Here is a 22940-nt window from a genome sequence, read left to right as displayed (position 1 = left end):
ACTTCTTCAAAAGGTATTACCAAACTGGTGGTTTTAAAAAATTATTCTGCAATAATCAAAATGTGGAAATTAAATTCTGCAAAAAACCATTGTTAATTCTTTTAATTTTGCACTTAACTTTATTACATAGAAACAATCTTAGGGCTAAACTCTTTCAAAAGTTTAAAATCTGTATTTTTATTACGCTAAAATTTTCCCTCTCTCATAAAAACTAAAAAATAAGAAACTGCTATAGATTTTTATTCATTTTTTTATGAATCCACGTTTGATGAGAAATCAAAAGAAGGCGATACTTTCATATCGCCTCAGGATCAGTATGTCTTTTTCGTTACTCTTTTACCGGCTCTTTTTTAGGCATTTGCTGGTCGTGCAGTTGTACCGGCTTAGCTTTTTTGCGAAGGCGCATGTTGAGTATCTCTACTAATAAAGAGAAGGCTACTGCAAAGTAAATGTAACCTTTGGGTACGTGGAAATGGAATCCTTCAATGACCAGCATAAATCCGATCAGGATCAAAAATGACAGTGCCAGAATCTGTAATGTGGGATGTTTGTTGATAAAATCACTAATCTTTCCAGCAAATACCATCATCACAATAATGGAAATAACGACCGCAATGATCATGATCAAAACCTGTTGGGTAAGCCCTACCGCTGTCAAAATAGAGTCAAAGGAGAAGACCATATCCAGAAGGATGATCTGAGTGATAATTTTAGCAAAACTCTGGGTACTTTTTGTTGCCGTATCATCATGTGATACTTCCTGCCCCTCTATTTTATGGTGAATTTCGGAGGTACTTTTGGCTAGCAGGAATAACCCTCCTGCCATCAGGATAAGATCACGGCCGCTGATATCCAGTTCAAAAACACTAAATAAAGGCTCGGTAAAACCTATAATCCAGGTAATCCCTAAAAGTAGGCCGATACGAAAAATCAATGCCAGCATCAAGCCTACATTCCTTGCCTTAGGCTGCTGTTCCAGAGGAAGCTTCCCCGTTACAATAGAAATAAAAATAATGTTGTCAATACCCAATACGATTTCCAGAAATGTTAGGGTAAGAAGGGCAATCCAACTTTCCGCACTAAGAAAAATTTCCATATCAATATGTTTAATGCTAAATTAATGAGCCTATATGGATAAATGTTTTGACGTCCATATTTTTTTTATCAACATGCCTGTTTAATTCGGCATCAAATATTTTTTGAATAACAAACCCACAATTTTTATGAAGATTGTTACACTAACCATGAATCCCGCGCTGGACAAAAGTTCACGTGTAAACAATATCCGCCCTGACAGCAAATTACGTTGTGACCCTCCCAAGTATCAGCCTGGGGGAGGAGGCATCAATGTTTCTCGTGCCATACACAAACTTGGTGGAGAGTCACTTTGTGCTTACCTGGCCGGAGGCCCGGATGGCCAGCATATGCAGAAACTCCTGGATGAAGAAGGAGTAGAGCAGCACGTCATTGCTATGGAAAGCTGGACTCGACAAAATTTTATCGTAGTAGACAAAAGCAATAACCAGCAGTACCGCTTCGGTATGCCGGGAGAAGAGATCAAAGAGAAAGAATGGAAGCAAACGCTCAAAGACATGGAGAACCTCTGCAAGAAGGCTGATTATGTGGTTGGCAGTGGCAGCTTGCCTCCCGGTGCTCCGGAAGATTTCTGGGCCAGACTCGCCCGTATCGCCAAAGAAAATGATGCCCGCTACATCGTGGATACTTCTGGCAATCCCCTTGAAATAGCCGCTGAAGAGGGTGTATACTTACTCAAACCTAATTTGGGTGAGCTAGGCGCTTTGTCCAAAAAAGAATCAGTCACAGCGATGGAGCAGGAAGAACTGGCAAAAAAGCTCATCAGCCACAATAAATGCGAAGTAGTAGTGGTCTCTATGGGCCCTCAGGGCGCTATGCTGGTTGCTGAAGACAAGGTAGTATATGTGCCTGCTCCCACCGTGCATAAAAAGAGCACAGTAGGTGCGGGTGATAGCATGGTGGCAGGTATGGTACTCAGTCTGGCGCAAAATAAATCGCTGACCGAAATTGTCGCCTTTGGAGTAGCCTCAGGAACAGCCGCTACGATGAATGAGGGAACCGGATTATGCAAAAAGGAGGACACTGAAAACCTGTATCAGTGGATTTTATCTAAAATATGAAAAACGCAATTGTTCTTCCTCAGGAAGACTTTCTCCTCCGCCCCTGGCAGCCAGGAGATGAAGAAGCACTCGCCAGAAATGCAAATAATCATAAAATATGGGTCAATGTTCGGGACCATTTTCCTCACCCCTATACTCTTAAAGATGCCAAATTGTGGGTTCGCATAGCCAATGCGGATCACTCGACGATTAACCTGGCAGTAGAAGTGGAAGGAGAAGCAGCGGGAGGTATCGGTCTCGTTTTCAAACAGGATATTTACGCGCGCTCCGCGGAAATAGGCTACTGGCTTGGCGAAGCTTTCTGGAACAGAGGCATTATCAGCAGAGCAGTAAAGAGCTTATCTGACTATGTATTCAATAGTCCGGACTATGACATCTGCCGGATATATGCCGGTATTTTTGAGTACAATACTGCCTCAGGGAGGGTATTAGAAAAAGCAGGCTTCCATCAGGAAGCAAGGCTCAAAAAAAGCGTTACCAAAGAAGGAAAAACGGTAGATGAACTTCTTTATGTTCGCTTGAAAGATTGAATGTAGAGCCATGTACTACTTGTTCATACCAAAGAATATCTCTCCGGGTGTACTATAAGTCTGGCTGGCATCGTCAATGACCAGTACCCAGTCTCGCTCGGCAATAGGAGTACGAAAAGTATAAGCACGGTTATTTTTGAATTTGCCCAGGCTTACAGAATCGCCGGTGCGGGGATCAAACCACCAGGCGTTGATCTTTTTGCCGGATATTTTCTGAGCATCTACTTCCACCGACTCTCCGGAAGGAAGATAAACCATCATAAAGTCATTGCCTCTCGCAGCCGCAATATGTTTGTTTTCGCCCTCTGCACTCATGACCAAAGTGGGGTCTGGGGTAAGCGCTGTAAAGTCGCGTGACTCAAAAAGCTGACGCATATAGCCCATCTGATAAGCTCCCGGATGATCCAGCGCTTCTTTCCAGGGTGTGCGAGCGGAGGAAACAGGCTCCCGCCCTTCTTGCCACATCTGCCAGATATTATGATTACCGTATGTATGTCCAAAAGCTCCGGCCAGCATAGACCAGTAAGCAGCCTGCCGCACATCATCTTCATCAAACCAGCCATTCTCCGGCTTCCAGTTGATAGGGTGATCTTCGTAGCAGGGTTCACCATCTAAAGTAGGTTTTACAGGGTCCAGGGTATAATTATGCTGAGTTACTTCGTAGTTAGGATTGTCCACCTCTCCATGTCCTGACTGAAACATATTGAAATCCAGCCATTCATCATCATGAAAAAACTCGGCTGAGTTGCGCCCTCCCATCGGGTGGTAAGTCATCAGATGAGTATTGTTATCTCCTTCAGACAGTCCTTCGGCCATTGCCCTGATGATCGCAAAGTCTTCATCTTCTTCTGGAATACGGTCACCGCCTAGTATCCAGATGATAGGTTTATCCTGATACCTCTCCCCTAAGAATTTACCATACGCACGGGCATTTTCAGGAGTAAAGACCTCCGGACCTACTCCCCAGCGTTTGTTAAATTTATCACCCCAGGTTGGTAGCATGCCGATATACATTCCCAAATCTTCAGCCTTATCTACAATAAAATCCACATGCTCAAAGTAGGACTCATTGGGCTTAGTAGGGTCATTGGCAATCAGAGGGGTATCTCCGTAAGGATTAGGAGTATTCAGCCCATCCAGTTCGGCCAATACCACGGCCTGAATTACTGTAAAACCTTTGCTTGCCCGGTCTTCCAGATAGAGACTTGCTTCCTCACGGTCTAAGCGATGGAAAAGCTCCCAGGCTGTATCACCCAGCCAGAAGAAAGGTGTACCATCTTCACGGATCAGGTAACGCTTGTCATCGCTGAGCTTGATTGATTGGGCTGACAACGAAAAATATAAACCGGCTAATAAGGTTAGAACGAGGGTAGTGGTGAAGTATCTCATAATTCGCTCCGTTTAGGCTTTAAAAATCTGAACCAGGCATTTATTATATGAAAAAACTAAAATTAAGGAAGTTAGGTTATGAAATGTATAATTTGACATTAATAATTTAAAACCTTTTTTGAAAAATTTCAACAATAAAGCGTTGTTGCATAGGACCCTATCCCTTTAGTTTCCTGCTTACTTTATCACTTTTGAGTTCACGCAAAGCATCTTTGCCAATCCAGCGGGCATTGGGCAGTTCGTGGAGAGAAAGTCGTTCTGCAACCAGCAGAGCCATTGTACGCAAAGTAGCATTACGCTTTCCTATCTGGCGCAGAGCCCAGTTCACTGCTTTCTTCACGAAATTGCGCTCATCGTAAGCTTCACGCTCTATGAGGGGGAAGAAGGCCGCCAGCTTAGCATCTTCTGCTTTCTTATCATGAATAGCCAGACAAGCCATGAGCACAAAGCCCGCCCGCTTTACAAACTCCTCATGGCGGTCACTCCACTCAAGCGCCTTGTCATAAGCAAAAGGTGTACGGCAAAACAGATTACTACAAGCCTGATCGCATATGTCCCAGGAGTTGAAGTCATGTACCCAGGCATCCATCTGCTGCACGGTTACTGCTGCAGGCTGATCAAGGAGGCTAGCCATGATGCGGGCTTCATGTACTTCCGCATCCCAGAGCTGCTGGGCAAGGCTATGGTCTTTTTTATATTTTTTAGCTACCTCTCTGACCAAAGGCATTTTTACACCCAAAATCTTATCTCCCTGCACTCCCAGTCGGCTTAGGCTATTCACGTACTCCGGATTACTGTGAGATTTGAGTTCAGCCAGAATATCTGTGACCGAGGGTGTTGTATGCTTCATGTCGGTTGGATGAGTGGTATATTAAATGTTCATATAATTTAGCAAATCTATATTTATTCTTTTCAAGCTAAGCATTAAATCTGTTACCGTCATCTCATCAGATTGTACCGCAGCTATGAGTTTTCGCGCACTGCTAAGAAACTGTCAACATGTTTAATCAATAAATTGATAGGGGTAACCTAAGCGCATGTCGGTAGATCAAAAATTTCGGCGCACCCTACTAAATACTAAAACGAAGAGATAAAAAATTGTCAATACCCACTATAAAAGTGTTAGCACTTTTTAAACCAACCAAAATAATATATCATTTTTTTGTTCAAATCAGATTTTTTTATTGAAATAAAAATCAAATTCAGAATTTTATTTGATTTATTAGACCTATAACCTAATATTGCAAAACACGATTTTTAAAATAATAGTACAAAGTTCTGGTATTACGTCGTCTTTCAAGCAAAGCTATCAAGCCTCAGACTTAATACATTTTGCACAGAATAGAAGCTTTGCAACGCCCAAATAACCATTAGCCCAAGTTTAGAAAAAAATAAAAGCCAGAAACGCTGGTACCGTCTCTGGCTTCAGTTGAGCTTTTCCCTGCGCTTGTGCGTCAGTTCCACTGGGGCAACACATCTATTCACATAGATGACAGGGGTGTATTGTATTACGTCAACTTAATCGCTAATGTAATGAAAAAAAAATTCTACTACCTACTCTTTTGCAGTAGCCACAACGGCAGCAACCGCTGTGGCAACAGCCGTTGTGGCAACAGCCGCTGGCTTCTGTTATTCTCTCTTCTCATCTTACAAAATTTCACATTCGCACAATCTACTATCAACGGCCAGGTAAGTGGAGAAGGAGGTGATCCTCTCCCTGGCGTAAACGTCATCGTCAAAGGTACTTCTACCGGTACAGTGACCGACATTGAAGGAAAATATTCACTCAGTGTGAGTGAGGGAGCCAGTACCTTAGTCTTCTCATTCATCGGCTACATCAGTAAGGAAATTGCCATTGGCAATCAGTCAACAATTGATGTAGAACTACTAACTGATGCGCAGCAGCTCTCTGAAGTGGTAGTCACCGCACTGGGTATTCAGCGGGAAGAACGCTCGCTGGGCTACTCCGTACAGGAAATCAACACCCAGGGGCTGGAAGAAGCCCGGGAAACCAATATTGTCAACTCCTTACAGGGTAAAGTAGCCGGCGTGCAAATTGCCGGTTCTGCCGGAAATATCGGTGGTTCTTCCCGCATCCTGATCCGGGGAGCCAGTTCTGTTTCCGGAAACAACCAGCCTCTCTTTGTGGTAGATGGTACACCCATTGACAACTCCAATTTCAACTCAGATGATACGCAGACAGCCAATGGCGGAATAGACTACGGAAATGCTGCCCAGGATCTTAATCCTGACGATATCAAATCCATATCGGTACTTAAAGGCCCCAGTGCGGCGGCACTTTATGGTTCCCGGGCGGCCAATGGGGTAATCCTGATCACCACCAAAAGCGGCAAAGGGACTAATGGCGTGGGGGTGAGCATCAATTCCAACACCACCTTCAGCGAAGTGTACATTCTGCCCGATTATCAGAATGAGTACGGTGGAGGCTATAAACAGGAATTTGACATGTACGACGGCCAGCCTATGGTAGCTACCCAGGCTGATGAAAGTTGGGGACCTATCCTGGATGGACAGATGGTAAGACATTGGGACAGTTTTTATCCCAACTCTCCTGAGTTTGGTGAATCTCGCCCCTGGGTAGCCCATCCCGATAATGTCAAAAACTTTTATGAAACCGGTGTAAACTTATCCAATAATGTAGCCCTTACTGCCGGAAATGACGTTGCCAACGTAAGAGTATCTTACACCAACTTAGATCAGAAAGGTGTATTTCCTTATAGTAAACTGAAGAGAAATACCATTAGTGTAAATGCTGATGCCAGCATTACTGATAAGCTTACGACCAGTGTTCGCTTCAATTACATGAAGTCCAAAGTGAATGGCAGACCTGTAACAGGTGACTATATTGGAGATGGTGCGCAGAGCGTGCAGTCTTCCTTCAATACCTGGTTTCAGCGCCAGATTGATCTGGACAGGCTTAAGCAAACCACTACACCCGAAGGATTACAGAGATTGTGGAACCTCTCCGGCCCTGAAGACCTGACGCCTTTCTACTGGAACAATCCTTACTGGGAACTGCAGGAGGCCTCCAACCAGGATATGCGGGAGAGGGTGTTTGGTAACATCTCCCTCGCTTACCAATTCAATGAGCATTTCAAAGTCACTGGCTGGGCTCGTACTGATTTCTACGATGACCGCCGTGAGGCTTGGGTACCTATTGGTCACGTCAACATTAGCTCGTATTCAGAAGATGTACGAAAAGTCAGCGAAAATAACTTTGAACTGCTGGCCCAGTATGACCGCCGTTTTCTGAATGATAATATGTCATTGGCAGCCAACCTGGGAGCCAACCGGCGTATTCAGACGCTCTACCGTAATTACGGCAAGACCAATGGAGGCTTGAGTGTACCTTATTTCTACACGCTGGAAGCTTCCAAAGACCGCCCTACGATCACGGATATGTCGCAGGAGCGGGTGGTGAACAGTATTTACGGTAGTGTCAACCTGGGCTTCAGGGATTTTGTATACCTGGATGCTTCTTTAAGAAATGACTGGTCATCTACCCTTCCGGTAGACAACAACTCTTATCTATATCCTTCCTTCGCTACCAGCTTTGTTTTCTCTGAGTTTATCTCCAACAAAGGGTTGATCTCCTTTGGTAAACTTCGTGCTGGCTGGGCCAGGGTAGGTAACGATACTGATCCTTACCGTCTGTACCAGATCTTTGAGCCTTTCGGATCATTCGGCACCATTCCTCTCTTCACCGTACCGGACATTCTGAACAATGCTAATCTGAAACCGGAAATCACTACTTCTTACGAATTTGGCCTGGATATGCAATTCCTGAATGGTCGCATTGGGCTGGACGCAACATATTACAATAGCGTGGCGACCAATCAGATCATCCAGCTTCCGGTCTCCGGCACTTCAGGTAGCCAGTTTAACATCGTGAACGCCGGAGAAATGACCAATAATGGTATAGAACTCATGCTGACCGCTGTACCCATTGAGACCAGAAGCGGCTTTGTATGGGAGATGATTTTCAACCTGGCCAGAAACAATAACAAAGTAGTAAGTCTGGCAGATGGGCAGGACAATTACCAGTTAGCCGACCAAAGAGTTACCATCAACGCCCGTATCGGAGAGCCTTACGGTACTATCGTGGGTGACGGCTTCGCTACCAATGAAAACGGTGAAAGACTGGTAGACAATGAAGGTTACTACATCCGTGAATTTGGAAAAGTGCTGGGCAATGTAATGGCCGACTATACCGGAGGTGTCAACAGTACTTTTTCTTACAAAGGCTTTACCCTCAGTGGGCTGGTTGACTTCCAGAAAGGCGGAGACCTCTTCGTCGGTACCCGCTCGGTGGGCGTTTATGCCGGATTGCTTGAAGAGACTGTAGGTCTTAATGATCTAGGCAACCCTATGCGTAGCCCGGTAGGTGAAGGTGGGGGCATAAGAGCAGAGGGTGTACTGGAAAGCGAAGAGCAGAATCAGCAATATGTAGAGGCAGTAGATTACTTTAAAGATATCACGGGTATTGATGAATACAGCGTTTTTGATGCCAGCTTCGTAAAGCTACGCGAACTGAGATTCGGCTACTCGCTTCCTCAGCGGATGCTAGAAAATATGCCGATAAGCGGTGTTTCCTTCAGCCTGGTAGGCCGAAACCTTGCCCTGCTCTACTCTAAAGTTCCCCATGTGGATCCTGAAACTACTTTGGGGTCTGGTAACGTGCAGGGGCTGGAAAACTCTCAGCTGCCCAGCACCCGCTCTGTCGGATTCAACATCAACATCAAATTATAGTCACGACGCTTTTGCTATAAAAAAGAACATCATGAAAAAGTTACCTATATTTATCCTAATCTTCGCTTTGGTAGCCACCATGCCTGCCTGTGACGATGGCTTTGAAGAAATGAATGAGGACCCTAATAATCCCACGGCGGTCCCTACTTCCTACATCCTGGCCGGGGCACAGACCAAGCTGATGGAAGAACTCTTCGGACTGTACAATGAGTCGTTTAAGTGGAACCTTACCGGCATGCGCTATATGCAATACTGGACTTCTACCCTTTATACAGACACTGACCGTTACGTTACCATTGAAGGAGACTTCACACCCGTATACTATAAAGGGTTACGGGATTTGCAGGAAGTTATTAACCAGAATACAAACCCTGAAACTGCCGCTCAGGCAGCTTTCTCCGGTCCTAACCAGAACCAGATAGCGGTAAGCCGTATTCTCAAGGCTTATGCTTTTCATAACCTGACTGACATCTGGGGCGATATTCCGTACAGCCAGACCTTGCTGGGTTCTGAGAATGTAACACCTATCTATGATCCGCAGGAGCAGATCTATGAAGGGATTATCCTGGAACTGGACGAAGCCTACGCACAGATAGATGAAGGAGCAGGCAATATTGAAGGTGACCTCATCTACGATGGAGATATGGCCATGTGGAAGCTGTTTGCCCAGTCTTTACGGTTGCGCCTGGGCATACGTCTCTCAGAAGCTAAACCTGAACTTGGTCAAACCGTAGTGGCTGATGCTTTGCAGAAAGGTGTATTCACCAGCAATGAACAAAATGCTACTTTCACCTATAATGAACAGGTTCCTTTCGTCAATCCCTGGTACAATGAGTTTCATCTGGAGACCATCACCCTGGCGGTTTCCAATACCATGATTGACAAACTCATGGAGCTGAATGACCCTCGCCTTCCTGCCTTTGCAGAAGAGGCTGACGCTTTGGGTGAATATGTGGGCATGCCTTATGGCGTAAATGCCGCCATCGCCGGAAGTATCAGAAATGAAGAGGTATCCCTGCCCGCTGATGCAATTACCACGCCTGATTATCCTGCTACATTGCAGACTTACTCAGAAGTGCTTTTCCTGAAAGCTGAAGCTGCTGCCCGGGGCTGGACTGGTGAAGATGCTGAACAATTATATGAGCAGGCCATCGCCTCCTCTTTTGAGCAGTGGGGCGTAGGTAACGCCGACCTTGCTGCCTATCTGGCACATGAAGATGTTGCTTTTGATGCCAGCAATTACAAAGCTTCTATCGGTAACCAAAAGTGGCTGGCCCTTTACATGCAAGGCATGGAGGCCTGGTCGGAATGGAGAAGACTGGACTATCCGCAATTATTGCCAGCTCCTGACGCCGCTGCCGGAAGAGACATTCCCAGAAGGAAAGGCTATCCGCTCTCTGAGATCAGTCTAAACAAGACAAATTATGACGAAGCCATTGCACGACAAGGGCCTGACCTGATGAGCACCCGTGTGTGGTGGGACAAATAAAATTTTAATCAATCACTCATTCACTTAACCTATCTAATCTTATGAAAAAGATACTTTGGACAACTTGCCTGATTACGCTATTCTGCCTGCTGGGCATGAGTCAACAGCTAATGGCACAGCAAAGCAGCATGGAATACAAGCATCCGCTGGACCCATTGGATTCTAACGAACTTAAGCTGGTAAAGCAGATACTGCTCAAGGAAAAGAAAATTCAGCACGACAGCAGCCATTACTTTAGCATGGTTTATCTGCGGGAGCCTGAAAAATCGGAAGTACTCGCCTGGAAAGCCGGTTCGCCCATTGTGCGTGAGGCTTTCGCTGCCCTTTACCATTATTCTACCAACACCCTCACCGAAGCGATTATTAATCTGAATGACAAAAAGATCACTTCTTATGAGACAGTAGAGAATAAGCAGCCGGTAGGCCATTTTGATAGAGACTCCATCGCCAGCGATATACTGGCTGAGGACAAAACCTGGCTGGCCGCTCTTGAGAAAAGAGGCATTAATGTAGATTCTATTGAAGCGCACGGTAATTTCGCCGCAGACATGGGTATCGCTCCGGAAGGGCATCGTGAAGTAATCGTTAGCCCCTATTATAAAAACAAAAAATATCGCCGCGTGCCGGTAGGAGGGTTATATGCCTTTGTAGACCTTACTGACCAGAAAGTACTCAAGGTAATTGATGAAGGCAAAGGCTGGAATGAGCCTACCGACCCCGGCTACTTTGATGGAGATGAATTGGAGCCTACTCTTGCTCCTATGAAGCAGGTGATGATCAGCCAGCCCAATGGCGTTAATTATGAGCTGAAGGGAAATCAGGTTATCACCCCTCACTGGAAGCTACGCTACGGTATCCATAATCGTGAAGGCCTGGTAATTTATGACGTACAGTTTTTTGACCCTTACAAAGAAGAGTGGCGTAAAATCATGTACCGTGGCTCAGCCGTAGAAATGGTGGTAAATTATGGTTCGCCCGATTTGCTCAACGCCACCAACAACTATTTTGACCAGGGAGAATTCAGGTTTTTCCAGAGCAAAAACAGGCCGCTTACTGCCGGTTCAGATGCACCTGAGAATGCTACTTACATAGACGCCACTGTACACGGACATCATGGCGAACCAGTAAAAATTGACAGTGCCGTCGCTATTTATGAAGAGTATGGAGGCCCACTGTGGAGACACGAAAATCATGCCCGTCGTGCTACTGACCTATCCATCAAGTATTATATTACTGCCGGTAACTATGATTATGGATTTGTGTGGAAATTCAAAGAAAATGGTGTGATTCAGGTAGATAATGAGCTTCAGGGCATCGTACACATCCGCAGTGTTGAACGTCCTGACGATATGCCTACCCATAAGGAAGAAATGATAGATGGCAGCTATCCCGGAGTGACTGTTTATCCGCATGTGGAAGCCAACAATCACCAGCACTGGCATGTATTCCGCCTGGATATGGATGTGGATGGCACCAATAATACTGTAGCTGAGGTAAACAATGTAAGCCCTGCTGCCGGTCCTGAAAATCCTTATCGTAATGTGATTATCGCCAAGCCTACCATGCTGAAAACTGAAAAGCAGGCTATACGGAACAATGATGAAACGACCAGTCGCCGATGGAGAATAATGACGCCCGGAGTACGCGATTCACTGGGCCGTATGCCTAGTTACGTGCTGATGCCTTCGCCCGGTACTACACCGCTGGCACATGAGGGTTCCTCTCTTTCAAACCGTGCTAAGGTATTGTACAATCACTTTTGGGTAACGCCTTATCAGCGAGATGAGATTTACCCTGCGGGTATGTATCCTGCCAGTAACCAGAAGTGGGAAGGCCTTCCACAATGGACAAAGCAGGACAGAAATATTGAAAATACGGATGTGGTACTGTGGTATGTAATGGGCAAAACCCATATCGTACGCTCTGAAGACTGGCCGATTATGAATCGGGCGTATATGTCATTTCAGTTGATGCCTTTTGGTTTCTTTGAGCAGAACCCTGCTTTGGGAGTACCGCCGGTGACCATGCCTGATGGCCTTACTAAAAAAGCTACTCCTGATAAAAATTTAAGCGGGCAGAAAACCCCTGCCAGCGGAGAGCGTGAATGAGGGAGTTGTTCCAATACCGTATCACTACTCGTGTGAGTAGGGGTACGGTTCCCTTTTCACTTTAAGTTTGGAAGTTGGATTATAAAATCAGTCCCTTCACCAGGGGCTGATTTTACATTGATTTCTCCTCCTAATTTTTCTACTGCCTCCTTCACAATGTATAACCCTAAACCCGAACCACTTGATCGGTTGGTAGCACGAAAAAACATATCAAATATCTTATCCAGGTATTCCTTCTTGATACCTATTCCATTATCTTTTATTTGTATTGACACACCATTTTCTACGCTCGCTATGCTTACCGAAATAAAAGGACTCTCTTCCGCAGGATTGGTATATTTGATAGCATTAGAAAGTAAATTATTGAATATAATTTTGAGCCGACCTAAGTCAGAATAAAACGCAAGCTCCTCCGGAACTTTAAGGTCCAGCTTCATCTTACGTGCATTCTCCATGAAGGACAGGCTTTCTGCGATATTGTTAATCATCTGCCTGAAATCTATCGGTACTTTCTGCACTTCTACCCGGGAGTTTTTAGAATAATCGTTGATTTCCTGTATTGTCTCATCCAGTTTGTAAATACTTTTCTTGATCAGATCAATAAACTGTTCTTTTTCTTCTTCTGACTTGACTTCACGTAATATGTCTATTATTCCCATTACCGAAGTCAGTGGGGCGCGGAGGTTGTGTGAAGTGCTGTAAACAAAGTGATCCAGTTCCGTATTGGTTTTGCGAAGCTCTTCATTATTCTTTTGCAGACGCTCCTCATTTTCCTTAAGTGCAGTGATATCCGAATGGATTCCAATCATACGTACAGCATTGTGTCCATTATCAAAAAGTATCTTGGCAGAAGACCGTATATGTCTGACCTCTTTGCTATCTGCTTTGATAATTCTGAACTGTATGTTGATATTATCTCTTTTTATAGATTTGAGGGCCTCAATTTTAGGAATTTTACCCATGTCTTCGGGGTACAGGAGCATCCTCAGTTCCTCTATTGTACCTTGTGACTGCTGCTCACTAACTCCAAATATTTTACAGGTTTGTCTATCCCAGCGAAGGATATCATTTTGAATATCTAAATCCCATACACCAATCTGGGCTGACTCCGTAGCCAGGCTAAGACGTTCGGAATACTTTTTCACTTCATCTTCTCTTAGTTTTCGCTCAGTAATATCCTGAATAGAACCTCTGATTTTGATTACCTTACCATTTACTTCAGTCACAATGCCACCCGTAGTACGTATCCATTTTAGATTTCCTTTGGCTGTAATAAGGCGCAGCTCTAAGTCATACTTGACCCCCTTTGTCATCATTTTGCTGAGCGCTTCTTCCAGCGTTGGACGATCTTCCGGATGATAAAACTCTATTGCTTCTTCCACATTTAGCTCCTGACCGTAAGGTATTTCGTGCAGAGCATAGGTTTCTTCGGTCCAAACGAGTTCATTGGTAATCATATTAACTTCCCACCCTCCGACTTTGGCCAGTCTACTTGTCTCATTAAGTAAATGTTCTAATTCGGTCTCTGTAGTAATATCCTGAATGGTACCTAATACTTTTATGACCTTACCCTGCTCATTAGTAATTAGCCGGCTTTGCCCACGTACATGCTTGATATGTCCTTTTTTATCAATGATTCTGTATTCCAGATCAGTAATTTTCTGTTCCTTTAGCATCAGTTCGGTTGCTGCTCTTATCCTTTCTTTATCATTAGGGTGTACATATTCAAGAAAGTGTAATGGAGAGGGGCGGTTTTCTTTTTGTATGCCAAGGATATTATAAAACTCATCTGACATATAGGCTTTCATACTGGCTAACTCAAGTTCCCAGCTTCCCACTTTAGCTATTTTTTGGGCCATGCTTAGGGATGTGCGTATTTCTTCCAGTTCAATTGCAGCTTTCTTACGCTCGGTAATGTCCCTGAAGTTAGCCACCAGGCCTTGTATAGCACTATCTTCCAGCAAGTTGGTGATATGGGTTTCTATCCATATTACTTTTCCGTCTTTACGGACGCTGCGCACTTCAAAAGATACACGCTCACCGGGCTTTTGCATCAGATTAGCCATTTTTTCATCTGCCGCTGGCAAATCTTCAGGATAAATAAGATCTCTTCCTGTCATCTTTAAGGCCTCCTCCTGCTCATAACCAATAATCTGGGTAGTGGAAGGAGAAATGTATTTGATACTGGCATCATGTCCATAAACCACAATACCATCAAAGCTTTTTTCAATAAGCCCTTTAAACTTTCGCTCATTAGTGGTAAGCAACTCATTGAGTTCTACTGTTTTGTCTAAAGTTTGCCTCAATTCTTCTTCGCTGGCCCTTAGTTCTTCATTCAGGGCATGAGTTTCCTTGAAAAGCTCTTCCTTTTCTATCTCAATCTGCTTTTGAATATTAATATCACGTATTACAGCAATCAGCTCAACGCTATTCTTATCCTGGAAAGCTCTGGCACTGGCTTCTACCCAGATGTACTCGCCACTTTTCTTTTTCAGGCGGATAACAAACCTTATGTGCTTACCCTCCAGCGCTTCCTGTACATGATTTGCCACCTCCGAATGGTCTTCAGGGTATACAAAGTCTGCAAAGGACTGTCCGACTAGCTCTTCGGGCTGGTATCCGAGCATTTCTTTACTGGAAGGAGTAACGAAAGTAACCGTAGAATCGGGGTCATGCTTGACCAGCATATCGCTCACATTATCTGACAACAGTCTATAGCGATTACGGCTTTCCTCAAGCTCCTGAAAAGTTTTAGTACGATATAGTGTATTGGCAAGAATAGCTCCCAACAGTTTGAGTAACTTGATTGTATCATCATCCCAGCTTTTGTCTTTTTTTAAGGAAAGAAAGACCAAAAAACCCATTACTTCCTGTTCATAGGCTACCGGCACATTAATCATAGCGTTTACTCCATAAGTCTTCATCTCGTGCAAGGTGCTTTCCGCTTCTGCCGGCAAGCCTTTTTTATCAGAGATTTCTACAGCCTCCAGATTCAGTATTTTTTCCTTCCACCAGGCAAAAGGACCTGCAGGATATTTGTACGTTTCCGGCGGCGATGGAGGGATTCCTTCTGCACAATATTCGTACTGCATTTCACTTTCTGAGGTATCTTCATTAAAGAGATACATGAGAGCTCTATCAAAACCGCTAAACTCAGCCACATCACCCAATGCTTCCACTACTCTATCCCCCAGCTCTTGATAATTTAAGTTGACAAGTCCATTGGAGATCTCAAGCAACAAATCATTAAAAGCTATCAAATAACGAATTTTGTCTTCTGCTTCTTTGCGCTCAGTGACATCATATCCTATGCCCTGCAATTCTACCACTTCTCCTTCTTCGTTGGTAATTCCTATAAACTCCCAGTAATTGGTAATATAAGATCCATCTCCCTTAGGTCTTCGTATCTCAATAGGTACTGCAACTCCAGGATGAACGATACACTTATTAATCTCCTCTTCACACTTCTCTATATCATCCGGATGAATCTCTGAAGAAAAATGCTTCCCTATAATGTTTTCGTCGTAACCAAAGCTTTCCAAAAAATACTTATTTACAAAGGTGTAATGCCCTTCAAGATCAACTCTTGCCAGAAAGTTGGTCTGGGAGTCAATTAAGGAGACTAACTCCCTATTCAGACGGTGTAACTCCTGCTCCTGCTTTTTCTTCTGAGTAATCTCTTTGGATACCCCGATGATACCTTTGATATCAACACCGCTTTCCTCAAACAGTGGGCTGAGCTTTACATCTATCCAAACCTCTTTTTTGTCTTTGCGGGTATACTTCCAATCAAACCGCTGAAAGTAATCCTTATTATTTTTTGCCCGGCTAACAAACCCCTCCACATTAAAATCAGGGTTAAGTGTATGCATATGACTCCCCATCATATCTTGCTCCCTGTAGCCAAAAAGCTCTGTAGCTGCTTGATTCCAATAAGTAATGATTCCTGATTCATCAGTAACAATTATGCTATCCTGTACACTATTCAGTATGGCTGCCTGGTATTGCAACTGACCTCTTCTTTTTACCTCTTCACTTATCTCTTTTAAAAAAATAGCTCTACCTTTCCCAAAGTTTCCCTCAGTGTCTACTGCATATCCTGTGATAAACTTAAAATCCTCCGGCTTATTCCACCAGGCTTTACACTCTCTAAGCTCGTTGCTTGTACCTTTGATTAACTCTTCAATTAATGCTGCAACCTCTTCAGTTTTAGGCAAAATCATCTTATAAGTATTTCCTCCTATTTTGTCAAGACTGAGTCCACATATACTGGCAAATGGCTCGTTGGCAAGTTGAATAGTTCCATCTTGATCTATCACACAAATACCTGAATCAATAGCATTCAAACAGGTATTTATTAATTTTGGAGAATCTGGCATGAAAAAGTGGTTGAGGTCGTTTACTTTTTTTCACAAAATATAGTAAAATACATTGGGTTGTGAATAAAAACAATATGATTTTACCCCTTTTAACCTCCTAATTGATGTAGTGACATAAGCATTGTACTTAAGTACAGTAATATTTGTATCTTAACCTTTACATTAGCTCTCTGTGGGGAGAGAGCCTTATATTAATTTTTCTTCAAAAAACGCGCTTGATGGTATACCTAGTAATTATACAGAAGGAAGATGATTGTTATTACCCAACTTATAAGAATATTAAACTGCTATTTTTATAAGCTAACGCTCCTGCTATATCCTACCAAAAAAGTTAGTCACCTTTTCCCAATATGACATAATATTATTTTAAGTACTACTAAAGAGTTATTACATACCTTTTATTTCTAACCTGTAGGTAACAGAAGGCTTGTGAAAGCACAATATCAAAGCCTCCTTAATCATTCTCTTTGGTTGAATTTCTCGGAAAAATTAAGTAATAATACTTTCCGGTTTTTCGTCTTTTTTATCAATATCATGTCCAGCATTAACTATGTACAAATCGTAATTCGTAATTTACTGCTAGCTGCAGGAATCATCCTGCTGGTAGACCTTGCCTTGGCAGATGTGTTGCAGCAAGGAAGCTGCTATCCTTCGGTACTTTTTCACACCTTGGTATTTGGCACACTGGCAGGTCTGGCAGTTTCTGCTTATGAAATATTACTTGAGCTTAACATCCGAAAGAAAGCAAAACACAAAAAGCTATTGCTCACCAAGGTCAATCAAGGTGAAAATACTTCTTACTTTGTCCGCCTTATCAGGGTATTTTTCTTCAGTAGTATCTTTTGCCTTCTGCTGATCGTCCTGATCTCTTTTTTTGAAACCTATCCGCTCAGCGTGTATATACAACTCTCTGTGGTTCCGGTCTTCCTGACTTTGGTGGCTAATATTCCTCAATCTTATACGCTCTTTATTGACCTACATGAACAGAGACAAAAGTCACTTAATGTTATTCAAAACAGTTTAAGAGACTCTGTTTTTGAAATGAATTTCAAAGATAAGTATCACCTGGAGTATAAACTTGGTAATCCCCTGGGCTACCTTTATGCCTACTGTTTCGCACCGGACCGATGTACAATTGACATGCTGATTTATCAAAATCATATAGAGATTATGGGTTCCTGCTCTTACCTGGAAGCGCTCATGAACGATCCGTACATCAGCCAGATGATTGCTGAAAAGCAGAAAAAGGATAAGGATCAGGTGGCTTAGTCTTAACTTAGGGAACTGGTTTTCAGCTTATAGAGCTGAGCTTAGAAAGTGAAAAGAAGAATTCAGTCTTCAGTTATTGTTTCTACCCAATTACCGCCTTCAAGAAGGCACAGGATGGGAGGCTATTCTAGAATGACTTAATTGATGGAGCAAACACAAATATCTATGATCTGGAAAAGTATTTTTTCCTCACTTTTCTCACTGGCTTACACTGCTGCCATTGCTCAGACCAATACAGCAGACTGGTTTCCCCTCCAGACAACTGATGATTTTTCTGAAAGTACGATTGACATGAGCCACTGGCTGGATGCCCCGGCAGGCAAACACGGTTTTGTACAAAGTGTGGGAGGAGACTTTATTTTTGAAGATGGTACGCCGGTCAAATTCTGGGGAGTGAATATAGCCAGTAGCAGACCGTATGTAGAGGCCAATGAAGCAAAACAGTGGGTTGAATACCTGGCTAAATACGGTGTAAATGCCGTGCGCTTTCATAAGTTCAGCAGTCACGCGCTTAAAGGAGAAACCTCTACCCAACTGGATACAGCTATGTTCGCCCGGCTGGATGAGTTTAGCTATTTGTTGAGGGAGAAGGGTATTTACTATGGATGGTCGCATATTTACGGACACAAACCCAAGGCAGGGGATAGCAGCCGTCTGCTGGCTTACGAGGAGATTGCAGCAGTTGAGCTTCCCTGGTCTCACCTGAATGCCGCTACTTCCGGGCTGGTTAATTTTGCTCCTGATCTTCAGCAGCTCAATATAGCGCTCACTGTAAACATGCTGGAACATACCAATCCTCATACCGGCCTGCGCTATGCTGATGACCCGGCACTTAATTTTATTGAACTGCAAAATGAAGACAATATTTTCTGGGGAGCTATAGAGCGTACGCTTGAACAAACCCCTACTTACAGAGCATTGCTCTGCCAGCAGTTTAGCGACTGGCTGAGAGCAAAATATGGTTCGCATGAGCAACTTATGGAAGCCTGGGAGGGTGACGGATTACTCAGTGATAGTGCGCACCTTAACAAAAGTAATCTTTACCCCAAGCCTAATCATGCATGGTTTGATACCTACTTTGCTGAAGCAAAAGAATCCGGCAAATCTATACCTCAGCATGTGCAGGACCGGGCAAGCTTTCTTTATGAAACACAACTACGATTTTACAAGCGTTTTGTGGAAGCAATACGGGAAACTGGCTACAGAGGACCTATTGTGGCTTCCTGTTGGCAGGCTGGTAGCGGATTCACCCATTTTCTCAACCTCCATGCTGACTATCAAACCGGGTTTATAGACCGGCATAATTATTTTGGCGGAGGAAGTGGCCACCAGTTGCATGAAGGAGAGGTGCGTTACCAACCTATGCTCACTGAGCCCGGCTCGGGACTGCTGAGTACTGGTATGCAGCAGGTCATGGACCGCCCTTTTGCTTTTTCCGAATGGATGAGCCTTCTTCCCAACGAGTGGACAGCTGAAGCTTCACCTCTCATCGCTGCTTATGGTATGGGATTGCAAGGCTGGGATGCATCTTACTCCTTTGCTTCCAATGAGCCTCGTATCAGCAGCACAGTACAGGCAAGAGGACATGGGGTATACAATACGGATGCTATTTCGCAGATGGGTCTTTTTCCTGCCTTAGCCAATATGATTTACCGAAAGGATGTACAGGAAGGCGCACTAGCGGCAGTACTCAACGTTCAGCTTGAACAACTCAAAAGCGGAGAAGTAGGCTTCCGACAGGAGGTAGAGCAGGCTTATGACGTCAAAAGTTTTACAGGCGATGTACCTTCTGAAGCCTTGGCAGTAGGCAAAGTAGCCGTAAATTTTACAGAATCTGAAGCCGGAGCATCCTCCTCCAACTATCAGGCTTACTGGGACCGCGAAAAGCAAATGATACAGTCTAATACAGCTCAGCTTAGCTGGTCTTATGGAGAGCAAAAATATTTTACGATCAATACGCCGGGTACACAAGGGGTAGTAGGTTTTGCCCAGGATAAAAATCATGTATTGGAAGACATAAATATCAGTACGGATAATCCGTTTGCTGTCATAATCCTAAGCAGCCTGAACCCAAAAGACAATATTGCTGATGCAGACCGCCTGTTACTTAGCACGCTGGCCCGCAGTAGAAACACCGGCATGCGCTATAGTGCAGATGGAAAAAAGTTACGGGAAGTAGGTAATTCACCTGTACTGCTGGAGCCGGTAAACCTGCGGTTGGAATTAAGAAAACGAAAGTCTGCCAGAGTACATGTGCTGGACCATGTGGGTAGCCGAACCGGCCAATCTTTTATGGTGGAAGATGGCCAGATCAGTCTGGATGGTAAGCAGTACAAGACAATTTATTATGAAATAGAAATCACTGAGCAATAGCTTTGGCAACATCAGCCATATTACACTAAGAAGATTGATGTATCTTAAGGAAGGTCAACTTCCTGTTCCCCTCCTTTAAGAATGATAGTTTTACCATTCCATACAAATGTGCCGTTCAATCCCTGAGGAAGACTTACTGTTCCCCGGATTCCTTCTTTGCCCTTACGCTCTAGCGCTACCTCTATCATACCCAGCGGGTGAGGCGTACTTCCGGAAACTTCTTCCAGGTAGCCTAAAGCCGGGGCAATCTGTACCGAAGCATAGTGCGGACTGCTGGGCATAATCCCTGCCACAGTGGCTAAAAATTCATAGTTGGGGCTGGCACTCCAGGCATGACAATCGGAGCGGGTATTGTCTTCATGCTCCGCAAAAGTTGTCAGACCCTGTTCCAGCATATCTGTCCAGGTCCCCATATTATTGACGAAATAATCTGCCTTACCCACTTTGTTGGCAGCACGTGTCAGGTAAAAGCGATAGTAGATATTGCACTGTACCAGACTGGTATCGGCGACAAGCACATCAAATAAGGCTTCCTGCATTTCTTCAGGAGCTGTATCGGTCAGAATCGCCATAATATTGGTATGCTGGCTGAATGCATCTTTTTCCGGCGTTTCGGCAATGAGCTTTCTGCTATCATCATAACCCAGTTCCATTACTGCTTCTTTCATCCGGGCAGATAGCTCTCGGTAATGATCCGCCAGATAGGGCTTACCATATCCTTCAAACAACTCTACAGCATAGTCTGCCGCATAGATAAACTGAAGGGTGAGCAGAATAGAATTACCTTCTTCCGCTCCGGGAGGTGTACCGCGACTGAAGCCTTCTACCGCATCAGCATAGTTCCACCAGAGCAAACCGCCCAGCAGATCATTTTCATTCAGTTGATCTTCAAACCAGGTTAGTACAGATTCTACTCCAGGCAGCATTTCTTTGATAAAGGCTTCATCTTCTCTGTACATATGGTAATCATGCACCATCGCAACCCAGAAAAGAGCGTAGGGCGGAATGTACTGCGCCAAACCGGAAGGATAGCGGCTCATGGTAATGCCTTCCGGCGCACGAGAGTGATCAAACTGCATAAGAGAGTTACGCATCAAACGATCATCACCGGAAACGTAAAGAGAAATTAATGCCTGTATACGGGTATCACCGATATATTGCAGCTGCTCGTAATAAGGGCAGTCCATATAGGTTTCGGTAGCACAGAGACGAGCGGTACGCCAGCCAACATCCCAGATATCTTCCGTCACAGCATCATTCGTGCTGAACATTGCTTTTTCTTCAAAAGGATAATTGGCATAGATACCGTAGAAATCCTCTACTTCCAGTGCTTCACCAGCAGTCTCTACTTCCAGCAGTACATAGCGATAGGTACGGTTCCAGAGCGGACGAAATATCCTGTCATCCCCACCATCCGCTTCAAAGATGTCGTAGTAGCCGATAATATTCTTTCCCTCTGTCTCATTACGATTTCCTTTATGCCGGTTCTCATCATACAAAGCTTCAGAATAGGTAATTTTGATCTGGCTACCTTCTCCTCCGCTTACTGTGATTTCAGGATATCCGGCTACCAGATAGGTCTGATCCAGCAGCAGGCTGGCTTTGGTGTTGGCAGGAATTGTCCAGCTTTCTTCCCCTTGGATAAATTCATCCGGGGCGTTACTACCTTCGCTGCGTTCTATTTCTTTAAACCTTTCTACATATTCTTCCATCATTGGAATATTACGGGGGATCAGGTTATAGCCACCATCGCCGTAGCCATAAGGAAATCCGTAAGGTGCTCCTCGCTTTAGATTTCTGGGCTCTAGCCAGTCATCATCATTATAGGTTACTTCTTCCCATCCCCAGGGGTATTGGTTTCCATCCACATGATCGGTAGCCCCTACGGCATAGTAGCCAAGTACAGTAAAATCACGCTGAGTTAGCGGCTGATAAGCTTCATTTTTAACTACTTTCCACTCTCCAACACCTGTGTTGATTACATGCTCAGCTTCGGTATTGCCCTGTAGAATAAAGCCGGTATAATACGAATGCTGCGCTACGGGCATATCCTCACCGAAATTCCAGACCACGGCAGCAATCACATTTTCACCTGCCCGTAGATACTCGGCGATATCGTAAGTTTCATAGCGCCAGTGCAGCAGATCGCCCCGTGCGGGACCAAAACCCACCGGCTGACCATTTACAAAAAGACGGTAACGGTTATCGGCTGAGGCATGTACCACAAATGAGGCCGGTTGGCTTGCCAGATCAAAAGTTTTACGAAAATGAAAAACACCATAGGTAGTAAGTGGAGCGGTAGGATGGGTGATCCAGGAGGCATCCCACTGACGGCGTAAAAGCTCAGGATTGATGTCTGGAGACTGAGCCAATAAGCCAGAACTTAAAAATAACAGGAGCAAAGTATAAAGTTGCTTTTTCATATGCTTAAGAAGGTTGTTGTAGTATGCAGATAGCATATAAGAAAGCCACTGCTT

12 protein-coding genes are annotated in these 22940 nt (G+C 44.2%); 7 read left to right on the top strand and 5 right to left on the bottom strand.

Going from position 1 to position 22940, the window contains the following annotated elements; translation table 11 throughout:
* Positions 1-328: 328 nt before the first annotated feature.
* Positions 329-1096, bottom strand: coding sequence for a TerC family protein (locus WJR50_RS09950; RefSeq protein WP_341293110.1), 768 nt, complete (start codon positions 1094-1096; stop codon positions 329-331).
* Positions 1097-1223: 127 nt separating this feature from the next.
* On the opposite strand from WJR50_RS09950, the gene WJR50_RS09945 reads away from it, so the two are divergent.
* Together WJR50_RS09945 and WJR50_RS09940 are read left to right on the top strand one after the other, a co-directional pair.
* On the top strand, positions 1224-2156 hold the full coding sequence (locus WJR50_RS09945) for a 1-phosphofructokinase family hexose kinase (RefSeq protein WP_341293109.1): 933 nt from the start codon (positions 1224-1226) through the stop codon (positions 2154-2156).
* Entirely contained in the window at positions 2153-2686 is a 534-nt protein-coding gene (locus WJR50_RS09940; protein ID WP_341293108.1) for a GNAT family N-acetyltransferase, read from the top strand. Before WJR50_RS09945 ends, WJR50_RS09940 begins: the two co-directional genes overlap by 4 nt.
* 15 nt (positions 2687-2701) lie before the next feature.
* Here the strand turns inward: WJR50_RS09940 and WJR50_RS09935 are convergent, their stop codons facing one another.
* Both WJR50_RS09935 and WJR50_RS09930 read right to left on the bottom strand, forming a co-directional pair.
* The gene (locus WJR50_RS09935; RefSeq protein ID WP_341293107.1) at positions 2702-4075 is read right to left on the bottom strand and encodes a glycoside hydrolase family 140 protein; all 1374 of its coding nucleotides are present in this window, start codon (positions 4073-4075) and stop codon (positions 2702-2704) included.
* 157 nt (positions 4076-4232) lie between these two features.
* Positions 4233-4925 (bottom strand): DNA alkylation repair protein, encoded by a 693-nt coding sequence (locus WJR50_RS09930; RefSeq protein ID WP_341293106.1) that lies wholly within the window; start codon positions 4923-4925, stop codon positions 4233-4235.
* Between the two features lie 683 nt (positions 4926-5608).
* On the opposite strand from WJR50_RS09930, the gene WJR50_RS09925 reads away from it, so the two are divergent.
* From WJR50_RS09925 to WJR50_RS09915, 3 genes are read left to right on the top strand one after another with little or no spacing between them, the layout of a single operon-like run.
* Entirely contained in the window at positions 5609-8845 is a 3237-nt protein-coding gene (locus WJR50_RS09925) for a SusC/RagA family TonB-linked outer membrane protein (RefSeq protein WP_341293105.1), read from the top strand.
* Between the two features lie 31 nt (positions 8846-8876).
* Positions 8877-10334 (top strand): SusD/RagB family nutrient-binding outer membrane lipoprotein, encoded by a 1458-nt coding sequence (locus tag WJR50_RS09920; RefSeq protein WP_341293104.1) that lies wholly within the window; start codon positions 8877-8879, stop codon positions 10332-10334.
* A 41-nt stretch (positions 10335-10375) separates the two neighbouring features.
* On the top strand, positions 10376-12442 hold the full coding sequence (locus WJR50_RS09915) for a copper amine oxidase (protein WP_341293103.1): 2067 nt from the start codon (positions 10376-10378) through the stop codon (positions 12440-12442).
* A gap of 56 nt (positions 12443-12498) precedes the next feature.
* Here the strand turns inward: WJR50_RS09915 and WJR50_RS09910 are convergent, their stop codons facing one another.
* On the bottom strand, positions 12499-16821 hold the full coding sequence (locus WJR50_RS09910) for a PAS domain S-box protein (RefSeq protein ID WP_341293102.1): 4323 nt from the start codon (positions 16819-16821) through the stop codon (positions 12499-12501).
* A gap of 534 nt (positions 16822-17355) precedes the next feature.
* Here WJR50_RS09910 and WJR50_RS09905 point away from each other — a divergent pair.
* Both WJR50_RS09905 and WJR50_RS09900 read left to right on the top strand, forming a co-directional pair.
* Positions 17356-18090, top strand: coding sequence for a hypothetical protein (locus WJR50_RS09905; protein ID WP_341293101.1), 735 nt, complete (start codon positions 17356-17358; stop codon positions 18088-18090).
* Positions 18091-18255: 165 nt separating this feature from the next.
* Positions 18256-20463 carry a hypothetical protein gene (locus WJR50_RS09900; protein WP_341293100.1) on the top strand — a complete coding sequence of 736 codons (2208 nt, stop codon included), beginning with the start codon at positions 18256-18258 and terminating at the stop codon, positions 20461-20463.
* Between the two features lie 44 nt (positions 20464-20507).
* Here WJR50_RS09900 and WJR50_RS09895 read toward each other — a convergent pair whose 3' ends face one another.
* Positions 20508-22886, bottom strand: a complete 2379-nt coding sequence (locus WJR50_RS09895) for a family 78 glycoside hydrolase catalytic domain (RefSeq protein ID WP_341293099.1) — start codon at positions 22884-22886, stop codon at positions 20508-20510.
* Positions 22887-22940 lie beyond the last annotated feature (54 nt).

The organism is Catalinimonas locisalis, from assembly GCF_038039535.1.
Lineage (GTDB): Bacteria > Bacteroidota > Bacteroidia > Cytophagales > Cyclobacteriaceae > Catalinimonas.
The sequence above is the reverse complement of the archived record's forward strand: the minus strand, read 5'-3'. Positions and strand labels throughout refer to the sequence as shown.